Genomic DNA, 15,881 nt, shown 5'->3' with positions numbered 1-15,881 from the left:
TTGGCTAAGACGTGCGCGACGCTTTCAATCGATCAATCGGGGACATCGCTATGACCGCCATCATCGACATTGTCGGGCGTGAAATCCTGGACAGCCGTGGAAATCCGACCGTCGAGGTCGATGTCGTTCTCGAAGACGGCTCGATGGGCCGCGCCGCGGTGCCGTCGGGCGCCTCGACCGGTGCCCACGAGGCTGTCGAACTGCGCGACGGCGGCGCCCGCTATCTCGGCAAGGGCGTGCTCAAGGCCATCGAGGCGGTCAATGGCGAGCTGTTCGAAGCGATAGGCGGCATGGAAGCCGAAAACCAGATCCACATCGACCAGACCATGATCGAGCTCGACGGCACGCCCAACAAGAGCCGGCTTGGCGCCAACGCCATCCTCGGCGTCTCGCTGGCGGTGGCCAAGGCGGCCGCCGATGCCGCCGGCCTGCCGCTCTACCGCTATGTCGGCGGCACCAAGGCGCATGTCCTGCCGGTGCCGATGATGAACATCATCAATGGCGGCGCGCATGCCGACAACCCGATTGATTTCCAGGAATTCATGATCCTGCCGATCGGCGCGCCGACGCTGCGCGAAGGCGTTCGCTGGGGATCGGAAATCTTCCACACGCTGAAGAAGAAGCTGAAGGACGCCGGCCACAACACCAATGTCGGCGACGAGGGCGGCTTTGCCCCCAATCTGAAGAGCGCGCCGATCGCGCTGGACTTCATCATGGAATCGATCGAGCAGGCCGGCTTCAAGCCGGGCGAAGAGGTCGCGCTCGGCCTCGATTGCGCAGCGACCGAGTTCTTCAAGGACGGCAACTACGTCTATGAGGGCGAGAAGAAGACGCGCGACCCGAAAGCCCAGGCCAAGTACCTGGCCAAGCTTGCCGCCGACTACCCAATCATCACGATCGAGGACGGTCTGGCCGAGGATGACTGGGAAGGCTGGAAATATCTAACCGACCTGATCGGCAAGAAGACCCAGTTGGTCGGCGACGATCTGTTCGTCACCAACACGGCGCGACTGCGCGACGGCATCCGCATGGGCGTCGCCAACTCGATCCTGGTCAAGGTCAACCAGATCGGCTCGCTGACGGAAACGCTCGACGCGGTTGAGACCGCGCACAAGGCCGGCTACACCGCCGTCATGTCGCACCGCTCGGGCGAAACCGAGGATTCGACCATCGCCGATCTCGCCGTCGCCACCAATTGCGGACAGATCAAGACCGGTTCGCTGTCGCGCTCGGACCGCATGGCCAAGTACAATCAGCTGATCCGCATAGAGGAAGAACTCGGCAAGCAGGCACTCTATGCCGGCAAGTCGATGCTGAAGGGTTGATCGGAAAACATTCGGATTCTCGGATATCGCATGAAGGGGCGGGAACATTCCCGCCCCTTTTTCATTTCGGCGCCGCCAGGCCGGCCATCCGTAACCGTCCGTTAAGCACAATCAGGCGAAAAAGATCCTGGGTCGCCTGAGTTTGCGGCCGCGAGGATTCGAGCGATGTGGACGCGTCAGCACAAGCAGAGAAACACCGGCCGGCTGATCATCCCCTCGCTTTGCGTGGCGTTCCTCGCCTATTTCGGCTTCCATGCCTATCATGGTGAATTCAGCATCAACTCGAAATATCAGCTGGAAGCCCAGACGGTTGCGCTGCAAGGTCAGCTCGATGCGATCAAGGCGCGCCGGATGGAACTTGAACGGCGCGTTCGGCTCATGCATGAAGGTACGCTCGAGAGGGACATGCTCGACGAGCAGGCGCGCAGGGCGCTTAATCTGTCCCAGGCTGACGAAATAACCATCATGTTGCCGGTCTCAGCGAAATAACCGATATCAGGTTAATCGCCAATATTTTCAATGTTTTTAATCGCTTAGGTGCATGCCAGCTATGCAAATTCGGCATGGCGTAACGCTCTTACGCGTGTTAGCCTTCCATAAATCGGTGGGGAGGAGCTGATCTCCCCAGAGCAGATTTCATCCTGCTCTAATGTCCGCAAAGAGACGCCAACAGGGAGTGATGCATGGCCACCGCAGCCAGAAAAGCGCCTGCCAAATCCAGATCCGACGGCAAATCAGGGCTTTCCGCCCCCAAGCCTGCTGAATTCACCAGGGATGAAGAGCTTGCCGCCTATCGGCACATGCTGCTCATTCGTCGCTTCGAGGAAAAGGCCGGCCAGCTTTACGGCATGGGCTTCATCGGCGGTTTCTGCCACCTCTATATCGGCCAGGAGGCAGTCGTCACCGGCATGAAGATGGCGCTGATCGAGGGCGACCAGATGATCACCGCCTATCGCGACCACGGCCACATGCTGGCCATGGAGCTTTCACCGCGCGGCGTCATGGCCGAACTGACCGGCCGCCGCGGTGGTCTGTCCAGGGGCAAGGGCGGCTCCATGCACATGTTCTCCAAGGAAAAGCACTTCTACGGCGGCCATGGCATCGTCGGCGCTCAGGTGTCGCTCGGTACCGGGCTCGCCTTTGCCAACCGCTATCGCGACAACAACAATGTCTCGCTGACCTATTTCGGTGACGGTGCTGCCAACCAGGGCCAGGTCTATGAAAGCTTCAACATGGCCTCGCTGTGGAAGCTGCCGGTCATCTACATCATCGAGAACAACCGTTATGCCATGGGCACCTCGGTCTCGCGCTCGTCGGCGGAGACCGACTTTTCGCATCGTGGTGCCTCGTTCAAGATTCCCGGCATCCAGGTTGACGGCATGGACGTGCGTGCGGTGAAGGCCGCCGGCGATCTCGCCGCCGAATGGTGCCGCGCCGGCAACGGGCCGCTGATCCTCGAAATGCAGACCTATCGCTATCGCGGCCATTCGATGTCCGACCCGGCAAAATACCGCTCCAAGGAAGAAGTGCAGAAGATGCGCTCCGAGCATGACCCGATCGAGCAGGTCAAGGCGCGGCTGATCGAGAAGAAGTGGGCGACCGAGGACGAATTGAAAGCCATCGACAAGGAGGTTCGTGACATCGTCGCGGATGCCGCCGAATTTGCCCAGAACGACGCGGAGCCGGATCCGTCCGAGCTCTGGACCGATATCGTACTGTAACGGGAGGGCAAGGACATGCCGATCGAAATTCTCATGCCCGCCCTTTCGCCGACCATGGAAGAGGGCAATCTTTCCAAATGGTTGAAGAACGAGGGCGACAAGGTCGTCGCCGGCGACGTCATCGCCGAGATCGAAACCGACAAGGCGACGATGGAAGTCGAAGCCGTTGACGAAGGCACGCTGGGCAAGATCCTGATCGCTGCCGGCACCGAAGGCGTCAAGGTCAACACGCCAATTGCCGTCTTGCTGCAGGACGGCGAAAGCGCTGCCGATGTCGGCAAGTCCGCGGCCCCCGCCAAGGCGGAAGCGCCGGCGAAGGCAGAAGCTCCGGCCGCCGAGGACAAAGCGGAAGCCACAAAGCCGGCCGCGGCACCTGTCGCCGCCGCCCCGAAAACCGAAATCGCCGCCGATCCGGACATTCCGGCCGGCACCGAAATGGTCTCGACCACGGTGCGCGAAGCTCTGCGCGACGCGATGGCCGAGGAAATGCGCCGCGACGGCGATGTCTTCGTCATGGGCGAGGAGGTCGCTGAATACCAGGGCGCCTACAAGATCACGCAGGGCCTGCTGCAGGAATTCGGGCCGCGGCGCGTTGTCGACACGCCGATCACCGAGCATGGCTTTGCCGGTGTTGGCGTCGGTGCGGCGATGGCCGGCCTGAAGCCAATCGTCGAGTTCATGACCTTCAATTTCGCCATGCAGGCGATCGATCAGATCATCAACTCGGCCGCCAAGACGCTCTATATGTCCGGTGGCCAGATGGGCGCGCCGATCGTGTTCCGTGGACCGAACGGCGCCGCCGCCCGCGTCGCCGCCCAGCATTCGCAGTGCTATGCCGCCTGGTACAGCCACATTCCGGGCCTCAAGGTTGTGATGCCCTACACCGCGGCCGACGCCAAGGGCTTGCTCAAGGCAGCGATCCGCGATCCGAACCCGATCATCTTCCTCGAGAACGAGATCCTCTACGGCCAGTCCTTCGACGTGCCGAAGCTGGATGATTTCGTGCTGCCGATCGGCAAGGCGCGCATTCACAAGACCGGCAAGGACGTCACCATCGTCTCCTTCGGCATTGGCATGACCTATGCGGTCAAGGCGGAGGCGGAACTGCGCGGCCTGGGCATCGATGCCGAGATCATCGATCTAAGGACCATCCGCCCACTCGACCTCGACACCATCATCGCCTCGGTCAAGAAGACCAACCGGCTGGTGGTGGTGGAAGAAGGCTTCCCGCAAAGCTCGGTCGGCGACCATATCGCCAACCAGGTCTCGCAGCGCGCCTTCGATTTCCTCGATGCTCCGGTCATCACCATTGCCGGCAAGGACGTGCCGATGCCTTATGCGGCCAACCTCGAGAAACTGGCCTTGCCGAACGTTGGCGAGGTCATCGAGGCGGTCAAAGCCGTCACGTATCGCTGAACCGGGCGGGAGGACAAAATGCCAATCAACATCACCATGCCGGCCCTGTCGCCCACCATGGAAGAAGGCAATCTGTCAAAGTGGCTGGTCAAGGAAGGTGACAAGGTTTCGCCGGGCGATGTCATCGCCGAGATCGAGACCGACAAGGCGACGATGGAGGTCGAGGCTGTCGATGAGGGCACGGTTGCAAAGCTCGTCGTTCCCGCCGGTACCGAAGGCGTCAAGGTCAATGCGCTGATCGCCGTGCTCGCCGCCGAGGGTGAGGACGCCGGCGCCGCCGCGAAAAGCGGTGGCGGAGCTGCGCCAGCGAAGGCCGAGGCTCCCAAGGCTGAAGCACCGAAGACTGAGGCACCGAAGACTGAGGCACCAAAGGCTGAACCTTCCCCCGCCGCGCCCAAGGCAGAGGCGGCTCCGGCTGCCAATGGCCACGCGGGTGGCGACCGTACCTTCGCTTCACCGCTCGCGCGTCGTATCGCCAAGGAAGCCGGCGTCGATGTGTCCGCCGTCACCGGCACCGGCCCGCATGGCCGTGTGGTGAAGGCCGATGTCGACGCGGCGATTGCCGGCGGCGGTGCCAAGCCTGCCGCGAAGGCTGCGCCCGCGGGAGCGCCGGCCGCTGCTCCTGCCGCGCCAGTAAAGGCGATGTCGGACGATCAGGTGCTGAAACTGTTCGAGGAAGGCTCCTACGAACTCGTTCCGCATGACAATATGCGCAAGACCATCGCGCGGCGCCTGGTCGAGGCCAAGACCACCATCCCGCATTTCTACCTGACGCTCGACTGCGAACTCGATGCGCTGCTGGCACTGCGCACGCAGATCAATGCGGCGGCGCCGGTGAAGAAGACCGAAAAGGGCGATGTGCCGGCCTACAAGCTGTCGGTCAACGACATGGTCATCAAGGCGATGGCGATGGCGCTGAAGGCGGTGCCGGATGCCAATGCCTCGTGGACCGAAAGCGCCATGGTCAAGCACAAGCATGCCGATGTCGGCGTTGCGGTGTCGATCCCCGGCGGCCTGATCACCCCGATCATTCGGCATGCGGACGAAAAGACGCTATCCACCATCTCCAACGAGATGAAGGATCTGGCCAGCCGCGCCCGCAGCCGCAAGCTGAAGCCGGAAGAGTATCAGGGCGGCACCACGGCGGTGTCGAACCTCGGCATGTTCGGCATCAGGGACTTCGCCGCCGTCATCAATCCGCCGCACGCGACCATCCTGGCCGTTGGCGCCGGCGAGGAGCGGGCGGTGGTCAAGAACGGCGAGATCAAGATTGCCACCGTGATGTCGGTGACGCTGTCGACCGATCATCGTGCCGTCGACGGTGCGCTCGGCGCCGAACTGCTGGTCGCCTTCAAGCGGCTGATCGAGAACCCGATGGGCATGCTGGTGTAGGAAGGGGAGAAGGCGGTGCGGAAATTCTTCACCAGCCTTCTCGCTTTCATCATTTCCGGATTCGCCGGCGGGCTGGTGGCGCAAGAACTGGCCGTCATCACCAACGCTCAGGAAGAATACATTCTCGTCTTCATGGCATCGGTGCTGGTGACGATCGTGGCGACCTCTATCTTGTTCGTGGCGCAGTTCACGGCCGATCCGCTGGCTGCGGTCGGGAAAACGGGGATGTGGTTGCTCATCGTCTTTGTGGCGCTTCTTGTCTTGCTGACCGCCCTGATCCTCTACACCGACAGCAGCACGACGGCGGTGAAGGGCGATATTCCCATGGTGCTTGGCCTTGGCCTGCCGGGGCTGGTGACCATACTGGTGCAATGGGTGTTCGTCCGCTGGCGGGTGAAGCGTGACATGATTGTTGGGAAGGCAAGTTGAGCGGATGAAGACGGTTCTTTGCTACGGCGATTCGCTGACCTGGGGTTACAACGCCGAAGGTGGCCGTCATGCGCTGCAGGACCGCTGGCCGAGTGTGCTGCAGGCTGGCGTCGGCGGCGACGTCCAGGTCATCGCTGACGGCCTCAATGGGCGCACCACCGCCTTTGACGATCACCTGGCCGGAGCCGATCGCAACGGCGCAAGGGTGCTGCCAACGGTGCTGACGACACACGCGCCGCTCGACCTGATCGTCATCATGCTCGGCGCCAACGACATGAAGCCGTGGATCCACGGCAATCCGGTCGCGGCCAAGCAAGGCATCCAACGGCTGATCGACATCGTGCGTGGCCACGACTATCCGTTCGACTGGCCGGCGCCGCAGATACTCATCGTTTCGCCGCCTGTCGTCAGCCGCACCGAAAATGCCGACTTCAAGGAAATGTTTGCCGGCGGCGACGCGGCGTCGCAACAGCTTGCGCCCCAATATGCGGCGCTCGCCGACGAAGCCGGCTGCGGCTTCTTCGATGCCGGCACGGTGGCGCAAACCACCCCTCTCGATGGCGTCCACCTCGATGCCGAAAACACGCGAAACATCGGCAAGGCGCTGACATCGGTCGTGCGCGTCATGCTGGAACTGTAAAGGAGAAAGACCGTGGCTGAGAACTACGACGTCATCATCATCGGCTCGGGCCCCGGCGGCTACGTCACGGCGGTGCGTTCCGCCCAGCTTGGCTTCAAGACGGCGATCGTCGAGCGCGAGCATCTCGGCGGCATCTGCCTCAACTGGGGCTGCATCCCGACCAAGGCGCTGCTGCGCTCGGCCGAGATCATGCACTATTCCGATCATCTGAAGGATTACGGGCTGAAGCTCGACGGCAAGGTCAGCGTTGACACATCGGCCGTGGTCGACCGCTCGCGCAAGGTCTCGCTGCGGCTCAACGGCGGCGTTGCCTTCCTGATGAAGAAAAACAAGGTCGATGTCATCTGGGGCGAAGCCAAGCTTTCCAAGCCCGGCGAGATCGTCGTGTCCAACACTGCCAAGAAGCCGATGGAGCCGCAGCCTCCGGTGCCGAAAGGCGTCAAGGGCGAGGGCACCTACACCGCCAAGCACATTATCCTGGCGACCGGTGCCCGGCCGCGCGCGCTGCCCGGCATCGAACCTGACGGCAAGCTGATCTGGACCTATTTCGAAGCCATGGTGCCGAAGGAGATGCCGAAGTCGCTGCTGGTGATGGGATCGGGCGCCATCGGCATCGAATTCGCCTCCTTCTACCGCACCATGGGCGCCGAGGTGACGGTCGTCGAGTTGCTGCCGGCAGTGATGCCAGTCGAGGACGCCGAAGTCTCGAAGTTCGCCCAGAAGCAGTTCGAGAAGCAAGGCATGAAGATTATCCTCGAAGCCAAGGTGACCAAGGTCGAGAAGGGCGCGAATTCTGTCACCGCGCATGTCGAGATGAAGGACGGCAAGGTCGAGAAGATCACCGCCGACCGCATGATCTCGGCCGTCGGCGTGCAGGGCAACATCGAGAATCTCGGCCTTGAAGCGCTTGGCGTGAAGACCGACCGCGGCTGCGTAGTCGTCGACGGTTATGGCAAGACCAATGTGCCCGGCATCTACGCTATCGGCGACGTCGCGGGTCCGCCGATGCTTGCCCACAAGGCCGAGCACGAGGGCGTGGTGTGCGTGGAAAAGATCGCCAACTTCCCCGGCGTGCATGCCATCGACAAGCTCAAGATTCCCGGCTGCACCTACTGCAACCCGCAGGTCGCCTCCGTTGGCCTGACCGAAGCCAAGGCCAAGGCCGAGGGCAAGGACATCCGGGTCGGGCGCTTCCAGTTCGCCGCCAATGGCAAGGCCATCGCGCTCGGCGAGGACCAGGGTTTCATCAAGACCATCTTCGACAAGAAGACCGGTCAGTTGCTCGGCGCGCACATGGTTGGCGCCGAAGTGACAGAACTGATCCAGGGCTTTGTCGTGGCGATGAACCTCGAAACGACCGAGGAGGAGCTGATGCACACCATCTTCCCGCATCCGACGCTGTCGGAGATGATGAAGGAAAGCGTGCTCGACGCCTATGGCCGCGCGCTGAACGCATGATAGATTTGTCGAACGGGACTCAAACACGCAAGCTGCGGGATCTCGACGGCAAGGGTGTTCGTTTGCGGACGCGTTTTCATCCATCGAAGAAGGAGAGGGCATATGCATCTGAACGGCGTCGGCTGGATCGCAGCCATCATCATCGGCGGCCTGGCAGGCTGGTTCGCCGAAATGGTCATGAAGAGCAACACTGGCATCTTCATGAACATTATCATGGGCATCGTTGGCGCGGTCGTGTTGAACGCCATCCTGCAGGCTCTCAATTTCGGCCCATTCGGTGTCGGCTGGACCGCCTATCTGATCACCGGTTTCATCGGCGCCTGCCTGCTGATCTGGGTCGGTCGCCTGGTGCGCCGCTAATCGATATCGGTCCGGCTATGCGAAAACGGTTGTAGCGGCATGCGCCGCTGCAGCCTTTTTCTTTGTGCTGAAAAGTCCTAGATGACATTGAAGTGACGATCGCCGGCGGGCGGTCGCGAGAAAAGCCAGGGTTCTGATGGTCACTGTCCTCGACACGATCGCCAATGCGCCGCGGCTGCGGCATCCCGAGAAGGCGCACAAGCCTGACCAGGAGGTGCTGCGCAAGCCCGACTGGATCCGCGTCAAGGCGCCGGTCTCGAAAGGCTATGCCGAGACGCGCGAGATCGTGAAATCGAACAAGCTTGTGACTGTCTGCGAGGAGGCCGGTTGCCCGAACATCGGCGAGTGCTGGGAAAAGAAGCACGCCACCTTCATGATCATGGGCGAGATCTGCACGCGCGCCTGCGCGTTCTGCAACGTCGCCACCGGCATCCCGACCGCGCTCGACCCCGATGAACCGGCCCGCGTTGCCCATGCGGTCAAGCAGATGGGCCTGACCCATGTCGTCATCACGTCGGTCGACCGCGACGATCTCGCCGATGGTGGCGCCCAGCATTTCGCCGAAGTCATTCGCGCCATCAGGGCGGCGACGCCATCGACGACCATCGAAATCCTGACGCCAGACTTCTTGCGCAAGGAAGGCGCGCTGGAGATCGTCGTGGCGGCCAAGCCCGACGTCTTCAACCACAATCTCGAGACCGTGCCGTCGAACTATCTGACCGTTCGGCCGGGCGCCCGCTACTTCCACTCGATCAGGCTGCTGCAGCGGGTCAAGGAAATCGATCCGTCGATCTTCACCAAGTCCGGTATCATGGTGGGGCTGGGCGAAGAGCGGAACGAAATCCTGCAGCTCATGGACGATTTGCGTTCGGCCAATGTCGACTTCATGACCATCGGTCAGTATTTGCAGCCGTCGAAGAAGCATCATCCGGTGATCCGCTTCGTCACCCCGGAGGAATTCAAGTCCTTCGAAACGATCGGCCGGACCAAGGGCTTCCTGCTGGTCGCGTCAAGCCCGTTGACGCGCTCATCGCATCACGCCGGCGACGATTTCGCCCGGCTGCGCGCGGCGCGCGAAGCGCTGCTCAAGAAATCAGCTTAACTCGCTGGTTTCATGCCGAAATTTGAAGCCACCCGCCGTGTTTCCCACACGCCTCGGCAGATGTTTGCACTGGTTGCCGATGTCGAGGCCTATCCGCAATTCCTGCCGCTTTGCGAAGCGCTGACGGTTCGCTCGCGCAAGGAGCGCGACGGACGCACCGTTCTCCTCGCTGACATGAGCATCGGCTACAAGGCGATCCGCGAAACCTTCACGACGCAGGTGCTGCTGAAACCGGACGAGAACACCATCGACGTGAAGTACATCGACGGCCCGTTCAAATATCTGAGCAATGTGTGGCGTTTCGAACCAGACGGCGGCGGCTGCGCGGTCCGCTTCTTCATCGATTACGAGTTCAAGAGCCGCATTCTGGGCGCGGTGATGGGAACCATGTTCGATCGCGCCTTCCGAATGTTCGCCGAGGCCTTCGAGAAGCGTGCCGACGTGATTTATGGCGTTGCGCCGTCGGGTTGATGCTGGCCAAGCGCGCGCAAGCCGAGTTCCAGCGCGTGCCTGACCGTTTCGCGGCGAATGAAATCGCGGCCCTTGTCTGCGAAAAGCTGGCGCTCGGCCACAACCGATCGGCCTGCCACGGCAAGTCCGAACCAGACCAGGCCGACCGGCTTTTCCGCCGAACCGCCGCCGGGACCGGCGATGCCGGTGACCGCCAGGGTCAACCCGGCGTGCGAACGGTCTAGCGCGCCCTTTGCCATTTCAATCGCCGTCTCGCGGGAAACCGCGCCATGCGTGTGGAGCGTGGCGGCGGAAACGCCGAGCATGTCCATCTTGGCTTCGTTCGAATAGGTGATGAAGCCGCGATCGACCACGGCGGAAGAGCCGGCGATATCGGTCAGGGCGGCGATGATCATGCCGCCCGTGCAGCTTTCCGCCGTCGCCAGCATGATGCCGCGCTTCTGGCAGGCCTGCAGCAGGGCATTTGCCAGATCGTTGTTGCTCACTCCGGCACCTCGCCGGGGAAAACCACGCTGGCGGTGGCGATCGCCGCTATGCCTTCCTCACGGCCGACAAAGCCGAGCTTCTCGTTGGTTGTCGCCTTGACCGAGATGCGGTCCGCCGAAATTCCCAGCATCTGCGACAAGGCGGCCGTCATCGCTTCGCGATGTGGGCCGACGCGCGGCGCCTCGCAGATCAGCGTGATGTCGGCATTGGAGATACGGCCACCGCGCGCACGCACCAGTTTCGCCGCGTGTTCGACGAATATCCGCGACGCAGCCCCTTTCCACTGCGGATCGGACGGCGGGAAATGCGTGCCGATATCGCCAGCGCCGCAGGTCGCCAGCAGCGCGTCGGTCAAGGCGTGCAGCCCGACATCGGCGTCCGAATGGCCGGACAGTTTCTTGCCGTGCGGAATGGCGACGCCGCACAGGGTGACGTGGTCGCCCGGTTCGAAGGCGTGGACATCGTAGCCATTGCCGGTCCGGATGTCAGGAAAGCGTGCCCGCTCGCTCGAAAGTCGGTGGTGCGCCATGGCTATGTCCCGTGCCCAGGTGAGTTTTACATTGTCCGGCGAGCCCGGGACGATCTTTACCGGAATATGCGCCCATTCGGCGATCGCGGCGTCGTCGGTGAAGTCGGCTTTCCCCAGCTGATGAGCTTTCTCGTGGGCGGCAAGGATTGGCCAGAACGGAAAACCTTGTGGCGTCTGCGCGGCGTGAAGCCCGCTGCGGGAAACGGTTTCTCCAACCACGCCGGTGGCCGACTCGCGTTTCAGCGTATCGGCGACGGGCAGGGCGGGCAGCGCTCCTTCGCGCTCGCCGATGGCTGCGATCGTGCGCTCTATGAGGTCCGCGTCGACGAACGGACGGACGGCATCGTGGATCAAAACCCGCATTGGCGCGTGGCTTCTCAGCGCAAGCAGCCCGAGCCGGACCGATGCCTGCCTTGTCGCCCCGCCAATGACGACGCTGACCCGCTCAGCGTTGACGCCCGCCGCTTGCTGGAACAAGTCGTGGTCGTCGGCATGAATGGCGACAACGACCACGCCGGTTCGCGGGTGCGCCAGGAACGTCTCCAGCGTATGAGCGATTACGGCTTGACCGCCAATGCCTTGATATTGCTTAGGTCCATTGGCCTGGCCGGCGCGCGCGCCACGGCCAGCCGCGACGATCACCACCGCGACCTTATCACCCGCGCCCAAAGCGTGATTTTCACTTGCGTCAGTCATGCCGTTTGGTCCTAGTCGCGGCCAAAGCCGAAGGCCAGCATTTTCCCAATTGCGCCTTAATGTGGCGTCATTCCGCGTTGCACATTGCAGCGGTTCTGGCTAGAGAATGTGCAACGAATGAACATGCTTGGTTTTTGTGCATGGTTAACTTGACCAAATTGGCCGCGCCTCTCGACGTCGGCAGCGTGAGAATCCGCAATCGCGTGTTCCTCGCTCCGATGTCGGGGATTACCGATGAGCCGTTCCGGCAGCGCGCCCATGGGCATGGCGCGGGCCTTGTCGTGTCCGAAATGGTGGCGAGCGGCGAGCTCGCCAAAGGCCGCGCCGGTTGCGACCTGCGCATCCGTCATTCCGGCCTGCCTGTCCATATGGTGCAGCTTGCCGGCCGCGAGGCGTCGCACATGGCCGAGGGCGCGCGAATCGCCGCCGGCGAGGGCGCCGACATCATCGACATCAACATGGGCTGCCCAGCCAAGAAGGTGACGGGCGGCTATGCCGGCTCGGCGCTGATGCTGGATCTCGACCATGCATTGTCACTGATTGAAGCCGTTGTCGGTGCGGTCGAGGTGCCGGTGACGGTCAAGATGCGGTTGGGCTGGGACGAAGGCGCGCTCAACGCGCCAATGCTGGCGCGCCGCGCCGAACAGGCAGGTGTCAAGATGGTGACCGTACACGGTCGCACGCGCTGCCAGTTCTATCAGGGTAAGGCCGACTGGCGCGCCATAGCGCGCGTCAAGGAAGCCGTGTCCATCCCCGTCGTTGCCAATGGCGATGTCTGCTCCCCGGCGCAAGCGGCTGCAATCCTCGATCAGTCCGGCGCCGACGCGGTGATGGTCGGCCGCGCTCACTACGGCGCACCCTGGGTCGCGGGCAGCATCGCGGCCGCCGCGACGGGCGAGGCGGCGACCAACCTCCCGCAAGACCCGACGTCGCTGGCCGCCTATGTCATCTCCCATTACGAGGATATGCTGACGCTCTACGGCGTCGAAAGCGGCCTGCGCCAGGCGCGCAAGCATCTCGGCTGGTATCTCGATCGCCATGCCGGCGCTGTCGCTGACGACAGCCGGAAGGCGATACTGACCGCGTTCGAGCCCGCCCGCGTCATTGCCTTGCTGCGTGATGTGTTTTCGCGCAATCCGCAACCATTGAACCTGCGGAGCGCCGCATGAACGCCGCCGCTGGCCAGGGCGCTGAAATGGCGGATGCCGCCCAGATCGTGCTCAACACCATCCGTCGCCCGGTGATCATGATCAGCGAGGAAGGGTTCATCACGTTCGCCAACGCCGATGCGGAGGACTTCTTTCGCTCGAGCGCGACGATGCTCGCCCGCAACACGCTGTCCAAACTCATTCCGTTTGGCAGCCCGCTTCTGACGCTGGTCGATCAGGTGCGCGAGCGTCGGGCTCCGGTCAACGAGTATCGGGTCGACGTGTCGTCGCCGCGGCTTGGCATAGAAAAGGTCGTCGATCTCTACGTCGCGCCCGTGCCGGAATTTCCGGGCTCCGTCGTGGTGATGTTCCAGGAGCGGTCGATGGCCGACAAGATCGACCGGCAGATGACGCATCGCGGCGCCGCGCGATCGGTGACCGGCCTGGCGGCGATGCTTGCCCACGAGATCAAGAACCCGCTCTCCGGCATCCGAGGCGCCGCCCAGTTGCTCGAACTGTCTGCGTCCGACGAGGATCGCGCGCTGACCCGGTTGATCACTGATGAGACGGATCGCATCGTGTCGCTGGTCGACCGCATGGAGGTGTTTTCCGACGAGCGGCCGATCGATCGCTATCCCGTCAACATCCATGTCGTGCTCGACCATGTGAAGGCAATTGCCAAGAACGGTTTTGCTAAAAGGATCAAGATCCTGGAGGATTATGATCCATCATTGCCTCCCGTGTTTGCCAACCGCGATCAGCTCATCCAGGTGTTCCTCAACCTGGTCAAGAACGCCGCAGAGGCGATCGGCAGCGACCCGCAGGGCGAAATCGTCCTGTCCACCGCCTTCCGGCCGGGCATCCGCGTTTCCGTTCCGGGCACGCAGGACCGCGTATCGCTGCCGCTGGAATTCTGCGTGCGCGACAATGGCTCCGGCGTTTCGGAAGATATCTTGCCGATCCTCTTCGATCCCTTCATCACCACCAAGCCGAATGGCTCTGGGTTGGGGCTTGCGCTGGTCGCCAAGATCGTTGGCGAGCATGGCGGCATCATCGAATGCGAATCGACACCGCGCGGAACCACCTTCCGCATCCTGATGCCGGCCTGGAAGGAAACACCATTCGGTGCCGATGAAGACGGTGAAGGAGACCGCAAATGACGGTTCGCGGCAATATTCTCGTCGCCGACGACGATGCGGCGATCCGCACGGTCCTCAACCAGGCCCTGTCGCGAGTCGGCCATGAGGTGCGTGTCACCTCCAACGCCTCGACATTGTGGCGCTGGGTGGCGGCGGGCGAGGGCGATCTGGTCATCACCGACGTGGTGATGCCAGACGAGAACGCTTTCGACATGCTGCCACGCATCAAGAAGGCGCGGCCGGAGCTGCCGGTCATCGTCATGAGCGCCCAGAACACCTTCATGACGGCGATTCGCGCGTCCGAAACCGGCGCTTACGAATATCTGCCCAAGCCGTTCGACCTGACAGAGCTCCTCAACATCGTCAACCGGGCGCTTTCCGAGCCGCGGCGGCCGAAGATCGATGCGCGGCCGGAAGAACAGCCTGACGCGATGCCGTTGGTCGGCCGCTCGGCCGCCATGCAAGACATCTACCGCATGCTGGCGCGCATGATGCAGACCGACCTGACGGTGATGATTTCGGGCGAATCCGGCACCGGCAAGGAACTGGTGGCGCGCGCGCTGCATGAATATGGCCGCCGTCGTGGCGGGCCGTTCGTTGCCATCAACATGGCGGCGATCCCGCGCGACCTGATTGAATCGGAATTGTTCGGCCACGAGAAGGGCGCTTTCACCGGCGCGCAGAACCGTTCCACCGGTCGTTTCGAACAGGCCGAGGGGGGCACATTGTTCCTCGACGAGATCGGCGACATGCCGATGGAGGCGCAGACACGCCTGCTGCGCGTCCTGCAGCAGGGCGAGTACACGACGGTCGGCGGACGCACGCCGATCAAGACCGACGTGCGCATCGTCGCCGCCACCAACAAGGATCTGCGCACGCTGATCAATCAGGGGCTTTTCCGCGAGGATCTTTTCTATCGCCTCAACGTCGTGCCGCTCAGGCTGCCGGCGCTGCGCGAGCGCTCCGAGGACGTGCCCGATCTCGTCCGACACTTCTTCAAGCTGGGCGAGATGGAGGGTCTGCAGACCAAGCGCATCTCTTCCGGCGGCATCGAATTGATGAAACGCTATCCGTGGCCAGGCAATGTGCGCGAGCTGGAAAACCTCGTTCGAAGGCTGGCCGCGCTCTATTCGCAGGACGAGATTTCCGCCGAGATCATCGAGGCGGAGCTCAAGACCGGCGAACGCCCCGTGGTGCCGGGCGGCGGCAACCTCATTCCCGACGACCTGTCCATTGGCCAGGCGGTCGAGCACTTCCTGCAACGCTATTTCGCATCGTTTGCCGGCGAATTGCCGCCTGCGGGCCTCTATCAGCGCATTCTGTCCGAGGTCGAATATCCGCTGGTTCTGGCTTCGATGACGGCAACCCGCGGCAACCAGATCAAGGCCGCCGAACTGCTGGGGCTCAACCGCAACACGCTGCGCAAGAAGATTCGCGAACTCGGCGTCAACGTCTACAAATCATCGCGGCAGTCCTGAGCAGCCCGGATCCGAGCCCAGGTTCTTTTCGGGGGACGGACTGCGAAAGATTTCCGTCGCGGCCACACTTGTTGCATAATCGCCACAATGC

16 protein-coding genes are annotated in these 15,881 nt (G+C 62.6%); 14 read left to right on the top strand and 2 right to left on the bottom strand.

Annotated features, from left to right (window positions below; all coding sequences use genetic code 11):
* The first annotated feature begins 50 nt into the window (after window positions 1-50).
* The 11 genes from eno (at window position 51) to AC56QQ_RS18895 (ending at window position 10,314) form a co-directional block, all read left to right on the top strand.
* Window positions 51-1,325, top strand: a complete 1,275-nt coding sequence (eno, locus tag AC56QQ_RS18945; protein ID WP_497122998.1) for a phosphopyruvate hydratase — start codon at window positions 51-53, stop codon at window positions 1,323-1,325.
* Window positions 1,326-1,490: 165 nt separating this feature from the next.
* Window positions 1,491-1,814, top strand: coding sequence for an FtsB family cell division protein (locus AC56QQ_RS18940; protein ID WP_497122997.1), 324 nt, complete (start codon window positions 1,491-1,493; stop codon window positions 1,812-1,814).
* Window positions 1,815-2,008: 194 nt separating this feature from the next.
* The gene (gene pdhA / locus AC56QQ_RS18935) at window positions 2,009-3,046 is read left to right on the top strand and encodes a pyruvate dehydrogenase (acetyl-transferring) E1 component subunit alpha (protein ID WP_497122996.1); all 1,038 of its coding nucleotides are present in this window, start codon (window positions 2,009-2,011) and stop codon (window positions 3,044-3,046) included.
* A 15-nt stretch (window positions 3,047-3,061) separates the two neighbouring features.
* A complete protein-coding gene (locus AC56QQ_RS18930) occupies window positions 3,062-4,462 on the top strand; it encodes a pyruvate dehydrogenase complex E1 component subunit beta (protein ID WP_497122995.1) in 1,401 nt (466 codons plus the stop codon).
* 18 nt (window positions 4,463-4,480) lie between these two features.
* Window positions 4,481-5,854 (top strand): pyruvate dehydrogenase complex dihydrolipoamide acetyltransferase, encoded by a 1,374-nt coding sequence (locus AC56QQ_RS18925; protein ID WP_497122994.1) that lies wholly within the window; start codon window positions 4,481-4,483, stop codon window positions 5,852-5,854.
* A gap of 15 nt (window positions 5,855-5,869) precedes the next feature.
* Window positions 5,870-6,283 (top strand): hypothetical protein, encoded by a 414-nt coding sequence (locus tag AC56QQ_RS18920; protein ID WP_497122993.1) that lies wholly within the window; start codon window positions 5,870-5,872, stop codon window positions 6,281-6,283.
* 4 nt (window positions 6,284-6,287) lie between these two features.
* Entirely contained in the window at window positions 6,288-6,923 is a 636-nt protein-coding gene (locus AC56QQ_RS18915) for an SGNH/GDSL hydrolase family protein (RefSeq protein ID WP_497122992.1), read from the top strand.
* Window positions 6,924-6,935: 12 nt separating this feature from the next.
* Window positions 6,936-8,381, top strand: coding sequence for a dihydrolipoyl dehydrogenase (gene lpdA, locus AC56QQ_RS18910; RefSeq protein WP_489861272.1), 1,446 nt, complete (start codon window positions 6,936-6,938; stop codon window positions 8,379-8,381).
* A gap of 102 nt (window positions 8,382-8,483) precedes the next feature.
* Window positions 8,484-8,741: a GlsB/YeaQ/YmgE family stress response membrane protein gene (locus AC56QQ_RS18905; protein WP_019858028.1), complete on the top strand. Its 258-nt coding sequence runs from the start codon at window positions 8,484-8,486 to the stop codon at window positions 8,739-8,741.
* Between the two features lie 136 nt (window positions 8,742-8,877).
* Window positions 8,878-9,843, top strand: a complete 966-nt coding sequence (gene lipA, locus AC56QQ_RS18900) for a lipoyl synthase (RefSeq protein WP_091586394.1) — start codon at window positions 8,878-8,880, stop codon at window positions 9,841-9,843.
* Between the two features lie 12 nt (window positions 9,844-9,855).
* On the top strand, window positions 9,856-10,314 hold the full coding sequence (locus tag AC56QQ_RS18895) for a type II toxin-antitoxin system RatA family toxin (RefSeq protein WP_497122991.1): 459 nt from the start codon (window positions 9,856-9,858) through the stop codon (window positions 10,312-10,314).
* Here AC56QQ_RS18895 and AC56QQ_RS18890 read toward each other — a convergent pair.
* Entirely contained in the window at window positions 10,290-10,799 is a 510-nt protein-coding gene (locus AC56QQ_RS18890; protein WP_497122990.1) for a CinA family protein, read from the bottom strand. The genes AC56QQ_RS18895 and AC56QQ_RS18890 overlap by 25 nt on opposite strands.
* Window positions 10,796-12,025 carry a bifunctional 2-C-methyl-D-erythritol 4-phosphate cytidylyltransferase/2-C-methyl-D-erythritol 2,4-cyclodiphosphate synthase gene (locus AC56QQ_RS18885; RefSeq protein ID WP_497122989.1) on the bottom strand — a complete coding sequence of 410 codons (1,230 nt, stop codon included), beginning with the start codon at window positions 12,023-12,025 and terminating at the stop codon, window positions 10,796-10,798. The genes AC56QQ_RS18890 and AC56QQ_RS18885 overlap by 4 nt, the downstream gene beginning before the upstream one ends.
* Before the next feature lie 140 nt (window positions 12,026-12,165).
* Between AC56QQ_RS18885 and dusB the strand changes: the two genes are divergently transcribed.
* From dusB to ntrC, 3 genes are read left to right on the top strand one after another with little or no spacing between them, the layout of a single operon-like run.
* Window positions 12,166-13,194 carry a tRNA dihydrouridine synthase DusB gene (gene dusB / locus AC56QQ_RS18880; RefSeq protein ID WP_497122988.1) on the top strand — a complete coding sequence of 343 codons (1,029 nt, stop codon included), beginning with the start codon at window positions 12,166-12,168 and terminating at the stop codon, window positions 13,192-13,194.
* A complete protein-coding gene (locus AC56QQ_RS18875) occupies window positions 13,191-14,333 on the top strand; it encodes a two-component system sensor histidine kinase NtrB (protein WP_256754564.1) in 1,143 nt (380 codons plus the stop codon). The genes dusB and AC56QQ_RS18875 overlap by 4 nt, the downstream gene beginning before the upstream one ends.
* Window positions 14,330-15,790 (top strand): nitrogen regulation protein NR(I), encoded by a 1,461-nt coding sequence (ntrC, locus tag AC56QQ_RS18870; protein WP_091586407.1) that lies wholly within the window; start codon window positions 14,330-14,332, stop codon window positions 15,788-15,790. The genes AC56QQ_RS18875 and ntrC overlap by 4 nt, the downstream gene beginning before the upstream one ends.
* Window positions 15,791-15,881: the final 91 nt, after the last annotated feature.

This window comes from Mesorhizobium sp. RCAM 05099 (genome assembly GCF_059683685.1).
This window is presented reverse-complemented; position numbering and strand designations above follow the sequence as displayed.

Bases quoted from the DNA above. Each gene is read 5' to 3' on its own strand.
- ntrC (WP_091586407.1), top strand. From the start codon at position 14,330: ATGACGGTTCGCGGCAATATTCTCGTCGCCGACGACGATGCGGCGATC.
- AC56QQ_RS18885 (WP_497122989.1), bottom strand. From the start codon at position 12,025: ATGACTGACGCAAGTGAAAATCACGCTTTGGGCGCGGGTGATAAGGTC.
- dusB (WP_497122988.1), top strand. From the start codon at position 12,166: ATGGTTAACTTGACCAAATTGGCCGCGCCTCTCGACGTCGGCAGCGTG.
- AC56QQ_RS18930 (WP_497122995.1), top strand. From the start codon at position 3,062: ATGCCGATCGAAATTCTCATGCCCGCCCTTTCGCCGACCATGGAAGAG.
- AC56QQ_RS18875 (WP_256754564.1), top strand. From the start codon at position 13,191: ATGAACGCCGCCGCTGGCCAGGGCGCTGAAATGGCGGATGCCGCCCAG.
- eno (WP_497122998.1), top strand. From the start codon at position 51: ATGACCGCCATCATCGACATTGTCGGGCGTGAAATCCTGGACAGCCGT.
- AC56QQ_RS18915 (WP_497122992.1), top strand. From the start codon at position 6,288: ATGAAGACGGTTCTTTGCTACGGCGATTCGCTGACCTGGGGTTACAAC.
- AC56QQ_RS18905 (WP_019858028.1), top strand. From the start codon at position 8,484: ATGCATCTGAACGGCGTCGGCTGGATCGCAGCCATCATCATCGGCGGC.
- AC56QQ_RS18895 (WP_497122991.1), top strand. From the start codon at position 9,856: ATGCCGAAATTTGAAGCCACCCGCCGTGTTTCCCACACGCCTCGGCAG.
- pdhA (WP_497122996.1), top strand. From the start codon at position 2,009: ATGGCCACCGCAGCCAGAAAAGCGCCTGCCAAATCCAGATCCGACGGC.
- lipA (WP_091586394.1), top strand. From the start codon at position 8,878: ATGGTCACTGTCCTCGACACGATCGCCAATGCGCCGCGGCTGCGGCAT.
- AC56QQ_RS18940 (WP_497122997.1), top strand. From the start codon at position 1,491: ATGTGGACGCGTCAGCACAAGCAGAGAAACACCGGCCGGCTGATCATC.
- AC56QQ_RS18925 (WP_497122994.1), top strand. From the start codon at position 4,481: ATGCCAATCAACATCACCATGCCGGCCCTGTCGCCCACCATGGAAGAA.